This is a genomic window from Bacillota bacterium, assembly GCA_033549065.1.
In the GTDB taxonomy this organism is placed as follows: Bacteria; Bacillota; Dethiobacteria; order DTU022; family DTU022; genus JAWSUE01.
Window position 1 is genome coordinate 1 of sequence record JAWSUE010000027.1, and the last position, 5,598, is coordinate 5,598.

The window sequence follows — 5,598 nt, forward strand, 5'->3', positions numbered from 1 at the left end:
ATACCAGCACGTGTAAACTTGTTTCCAGAGCGATTGAAGAATAGTGGTTGAGATCGCTTTGATGCGCTGTCCAGATCATGTTCAATCATGTATTGCTGGAGCAACCCGGCTGTTGGCCTCATGATGGGCACGATTCGAGTTTTCTTGCCTTTGCCTTTCAAGTTGATTGTTTCCGGTTTCTGCAGGCGAACGCTACCTACTGTTAAATCAGCAACTTCTTGAACCCGTGCACCACTATCGTAGAGAACGATTAATAAGGTTAAATCTCTACGGCCATTTCTTTTTGAAGCAATCGGAGGGGTCAGGTCTTGAATTATAAGGTTTCACAATCAGAGGGGTCTAAGGTTTCATACATAAATGTTATATTTCAAGACCTGACCCCAGTTAGACCCAGTTAAACAGCTAAAATTTTGTTTTCAAAGCTCTTGCCAGTCGTGGTATTCCCCGGGCAATGTCGTCCAAACCAGGCTGCGAGTAGCAGAGCCGCATCTGATTATTGCCCCCTTTGCCGGCGTAGAAGGCAACCCCTGCCACGTAGGCGACCCGGGCTTTCTCAATGCAGTGAGGCAGAAGCTGCGCTGTATCGATCTCAGGTGGAAGAGTAACCCAGGTGTAAAATCCTCCTTCCGGGTTTGTCCAGGTTGTCCCGGCGGGAAAATCACGAGCGAGCAAATCGAGTGTCAACCGGGCTCTTTCCCCAAGCAGGCGGACCGTCTTGTTAATTTGCTTCTCTATCAGTCCTCTGCGACCAAATTCCAGGGCCAGCAGCTGCCCGAGGGAATTCGAGCATTGATCCATAGCTTGACGCACCAGGATAGCCCTCTCTATGATCTCGGCCGCTGCATGAATCCAGCCGATTCGAATTCCGGGGGAAAGAATTTTAGAGAAGGTGCCAAGGTAGATGACATATCCACCAGTGTCCAGGGCCTTAAGGGTTGGTACTTCTTCCCCGACAAAACGGAGTTCACCGTACGCATTATCCTCAATTATTAATAACCCGTAGCTGTCGGCCAAGGTCAGCAATTCCTGCCGCCGCCGGTGAGACATTGTCTGACCGGAAGGATTCTGGAAGGTGGGGACTGTATAAAGCAGCTTTGGCAGGGAGCCCTGGCGCCGGCGTTGCTCCAGTAATTCAGACAGCCGGGCTGTGTCGAGCCCTTCGGCATCGACGGGGACAGAATCAATCTTAACATCATAAGAGGCAAAGGTGCTCAGTGCACCAAGGTAATTTGGGGCTTCAACGATAATCCGATCACCACGGTTCAGGAACACACGCCCGAGAATATCCAGTCCCTGAAGAGAACCGCTGGTCACCATTAACTCGCTGGCAGCTGCCGGCATGCCCAGGCGTGACTGACGATCGGCCAGGAACTCCCGCAAAGCAGAGAATCCAGGAGTAGGACTATACCCGAGCACAGTAGAAGGCTCTTCTACCAGCAACTGCCTGGTTATCTCTGCAGCCTCCCCGGGTAGAAACATTTCGGGGGCGGGAAAACCGCCGGCAAATGAAATAATGTCGGGACGCTCTGTCAATTGAAACAGTTCGGCCAGGGCACGACTTCCCTGTTGGCGTGTCAGGTCGGAGAAGTAATCTTGAATGTCCAATGGTTTCCCTCCCCAGAAATTGTGAATTAGGTGAGCATATCTACTTGAGGATGTTTGAGTCATGTATAACAGACTTTTGTCAGTATGGCCTTTAACCGGTTACGTTATCCAGTTGGCCAGGAGCAAACCATCAATTCTGCCAAAATGCTTAAGATTGCCTGTAACTAAAAGGTTGCATTTTTCCAGAGCAGTAGCAGCAATCATAAGATCGGCGTCGGCTAGAGATAAACTTAAGTTCTCAAGTGATGCTTTAAGTAATCCAAACCTGTGCATAATCTGATTATCGGAATTAATTACATCTATGGTAAGTAAAAACTGCTCGATGAGAGATCGATTTTTAATTGGATTCGCAGATTTTTCTGCTCCGTAATATAGTTCAGCCAGGGTCATGAAAGATACTGCAACTTGATCAGGGTATTTCTTTCTCTCTTCGATCACTTTATTGCTGCCACACAGTATATGTATACAAATATCTGTATCGATCAGAATCATCTTTAAATATTAACCTCCCGCCCTTTGGTCCTGGTGGAAGATATTTCAGATGCAATTTCTGACGCACTACGGGGGTCGTCCCACTCACCGGATAGCTTCTGCCAAAGCTCAGCCTGAGCATCGACAGCAGCTTGATCAACTATTTTTTCTGGAGTATATCCGAATAAACTTTTTTCTAACAAGATTAAAATTTCATTATTAATACTCCGTCTCTCAATAGCTGCTAGTTTTCTCAACTTATTCATCAGCTCTTCTGAGATGTTCCTGATCGTTAGATTAACCATGGTTTTCACCATCCTGGTTGCTTATTAGTTATATTATAGTGTTATTTTAGCACTGTTTTTGTTAAAAAACAAGCCCCTAAGCGATAAAGCATCGCATGCTGAAATCAAACATTGTAGTGATTCCGTTGATTTCTAGCTGAGAACTCACCCATGATAATCATCAGTTATCAACCAGTTACATCTAGCTGGATGTTCCACCAATCTTGCGGGTCGTTCAGCCTCAGGCCAACTGCAGTCGTGCGGCTAAAGGGGCAAACCGCCTGACAAATGCCGCAGTCAGTGCCGTTGTTGGCCCAATATTTTAAGCAAGACCAGCTGTTTACCGGCCACCTTTTAATACCCTTATTGTTTGAGGCGCAAACGGTTTCATAAGTAGGATCACTATCAAATGAAATCGCCCGGGCAGGGCAGTTATCTGCACAGATAGTACAGTTTCGGCAGATCTCTGCTGCACCAAAAGTAATCGGACGATCTGTTTCCAGCGGTAAGTCGGTTAAGACCTTGCAGATTCGCACGAGAGAGCCATACTCCGGATTTAGCAAAAGCCCGTGCCTGCCGGGCTCACCCAGGCCGGCATCAACAGCTATGGGAATACTCAGGCTGGTATCGTTTCCCATGGGAATGGCGCTGTAACCAAGTCCCCTGATAAAAACCGCCATTTTTGAAACTGTTTCGGCCATCTTTGAATATCCATGTCCTACAGCTGTACCAGCCAGCGCTGAAGGACTAAACCGGGCCAGTTCCCGGTCCTGGGCAACCAGCATCACAACTACCCGATTTGATGGTGAGGGGATAAACCGGCCTTTTGAGTTTATTTTTGGGAATTCCACCTGTTTTGAAAATAATATTGGCAACCCGTCGCGATCATGTGAATAAAACCATGATTCATTTAAGGCGGTAACGCCCACCGCGGCGGCGCCAAAATAGCGAGCTACCTGCTTTACTATTACGCTGTTCTGTGCAGCTCTACCCCTCCACTTACAACCTCGTTCTGCCAGATCCTTTTCGATTGGCTTGCGGATTTCCGGAGCGTCAACCCAATCCATCAGGGAAGATTGATTATAGGGGTGATAAGATCGCCAGGAGGCCTCATTTAGCGCATAATCAAGCTGGGTATAGCCGGAAGCAGTTTTGAGCATTTTCTCGGCGGCAACGAAAGCCATCCGGTCACGCCAGCTTTGACCACCCATCATTTCATCTGTAAAACGCGAACTGTAAAAAGCCGCTTCCCTTTCATCAAATCGGCTCAGGTTGCTATCAATTCCATAAGGTGGCCTGCTGTAGACAGGCTGTTCGACAACTTTAACCTTAAAATCCAATTTTAGTGTAAACCGAGCATTTTTCAACCAAACATCTCCCGTTGTTAAAAATGTAGTTTTTGTGTTTACTTTATCTCTTCTATAAAAGCTTTAGCCTCCTCAGCAATTATATCCGCTTTATCATAATAGACATAATGGCCAGTATCGAGAAGCATCTGTTCTCCAATAGTTATCTTCGAAAGATATTTAGATAATGCTTCTTTCCAACCAACTGCGTTCATCTCTTGGTCCTCAGAAATGAAAAAATACATAGGGGTGTTGGCAGGAACATCATTTACTAATACTACTTCAGCATTGTCTTTCAAATAATTAACTTCACTCAACATATCCTTTGTAAATGCACTTTTATAAAAAACTGCTAAGTATTGATTTTTATCTTTCTCTGATAATTCATTTGACTTCATTAAAGGCAAATTCTCTCCTACTTCAGATTCCGGCATGAATCTGGATAAACCTATTCTTGATATAAAATACATGAAGTATAACTGTATTTTTTGAGGCTCAGGTATAATGTCAATAGTTTCTGGTGTAACTGGGTCCAATCCTATAATTGCTTTTACTTCATCAGGGTATTTTTGCGCCCAGTATATCGCCTCTAAGCCTGACATGGAATGGGGAAATAGTACATATGGACTTTTTTCTCCTGAGAACTCCAGTGCCTTCCGTGTTTCTTCAAGGATAGTATCTATATCCCTTGGGCTATTTGATGTTTCACTCCAGCCATAACCTGATTTTTCCACTACGACAATCCTGTATTTATCCGTCATCCTAATCCACAAGGGTTTAAAATCCAATGTTGGATTACTGGTACCATGCCCAGCCAAAAAAACAAGTGTGATTTCACCTTCACCTTCTGCGTATACATGCATTTTTTTCTTATTAATTTCAACCACGTTCCCAGGTGGTGGGTATTCTTTGGCTTCTTTTCTTAATTGATTATTATGATTAATATAAGAAACAATCAATAATACACCAACGATGACCAATATAATAGATATGATTATGCCTAATATTTTTAATGCTGTCATCAGTCTCCTCCAGTTAAGTCTATAATAATTATCTCCAGCTGCACATATGCTTATGAAACTACTTTATTTCAACATATAAGCGATAATGGAGGCATTCTCCCTGATTATTCCCCAATAATCTTCACTAAAACCCTTTTTTCTCTTTTGCCATCGAATTCACCATAAAAGATCTGCTCCCAGGGACCAAAATCTAACCTACCCCCGGTCACAGCCACCACCACTTCCCTGCCCATCACCGACCGTTTGAGATGGGCATCGGCATTATCCTCATACCCGTTGTGTCGATACTGCGCATGGGGCTTCTCCGGTGCCAGTTTCTCCAGCCAAATTTCCAGATCATGATGCAGCCCTGCTTCATCGTCGTTAATAAAAACACTGGCCGTAATATGCATGGCGTTGCACAACAGTAGCCCTTCCTGAATACCGCTCTCCTGAAGGGCCTGCTGAACCTGGGGTGTAATATTGATAAACTCCCTTCTTTCCCTGGTTTGAAACCAGAGTTCTTTCCTAAAGGATTTCATATATACTTAACCTCCTGCTTGTTTACTCTTTTCGGAGTTTTCGGAGGGGTCAGGTCTTGAATTATAAGGTCTCATTTACAAATGTTATATTTCAAGACCTGACCCCATTTATGTTTACCAGAGCTCTAAAATAAAGTACAGCTCTAAAAGATAAATGCTCATGTCTCATGAGCACCTGCCAACTGTCACCACTGAAGATATCTGCTCGTCCAATCATCGCACCGGGATATGCTCTGTCAAACTTTACCTGTCCCTCTTTGATGCTCTGAATATTTTCGGAGGGGTCAGGTCTTGAATTATAAGGTCTCATTTACAAATGTTATATTTCAAGACCTGACCCCATTTATGT

General features: G+C 44.6%; 7 protein-coding genes. All 7 read right to left on the reverse strand.

What is annotated here, in order from left to right; all coding sequences use genetic code 11:
• The coding region (locus tag SCJ97_11390) for a tyrosine-type recombinase/integrase (GenBank protein MDW7740636.1) at positions 1-317 on the reverse strand (317 nt) is incomplete at its 3' end.
• An 85-nt stretch (positions 318-402) separates the two neighbouring features.
• Positions 403-1,605 (reverse strand): PLP-dependent aminotransferase family protein, encoded by a 1,203-nt coding sequence (locus SCJ97_11395; protein ID MDW7740637.1) that lies wholly within the window; start codon positions 1,603-1,605, stop codon positions 403-405.
• A gap of 99 nt (positions 1,606-1,704) precedes the next feature.
• Entirely contained in the window at positions 1,705-2,097 is a 393-nt protein-coding gene (locus SCJ97_11400) for a type II toxin-antitoxin system VapC family toxin (GenBank protein MDW7740638.1), read from the reverse strand.
• A 2-nt stretch (positions 2,098-2,099) separates the two neighbouring features.
• Positions 2,100-2,381: a hypothetical protein gene (locus tag SCJ97_11405; GenBank protein ID MDW7740639.1), complete on the reverse strand. Its 282-nt coding sequence runs from the start codon at positions 2,379-2,381 to the stop codon at positions 2,100-2,102.
• A gap of 167 nt (positions 2,382-2,548) precedes the next feature.
• Positions 2,549-3,727: a reductive dehalogenase gene (locus SCJ97_11410; GenBank protein ID MDW7740640.1), complete on the reverse strand. Its 1,179-nt coding sequence runs from the start codon at positions 3,725-3,727 to the stop codon at positions 2,549-2,551.
• A 38-nt stretch (positions 3,728-3,765) separates the two neighbouring features.
• Complete coding sequence (locus tag SCJ97_11415; GenBank protein ID MDW7740641.1) at positions 3,766-4,728, reverse strand: alpha/beta hydrolase; 963 nt, start codon at positions 4,726-4,728, stop codon at positions 3,766-3,768.
• A gap of 104 nt (positions 4,729-4,832) precedes the next feature.
• Positions 4,833-5,249, reverse strand: coding sequence for a secondary thiamine-phosphate synthase enzyme YjbQ (locus tag SCJ97_11420; GenBank protein MDW7740642.1), 417 nt, complete (start codon positions 5,247-5,249; stop codon positions 4,833-4,835).
• Positions 5,250-5,598: the final 349 nt, after the last annotated feature.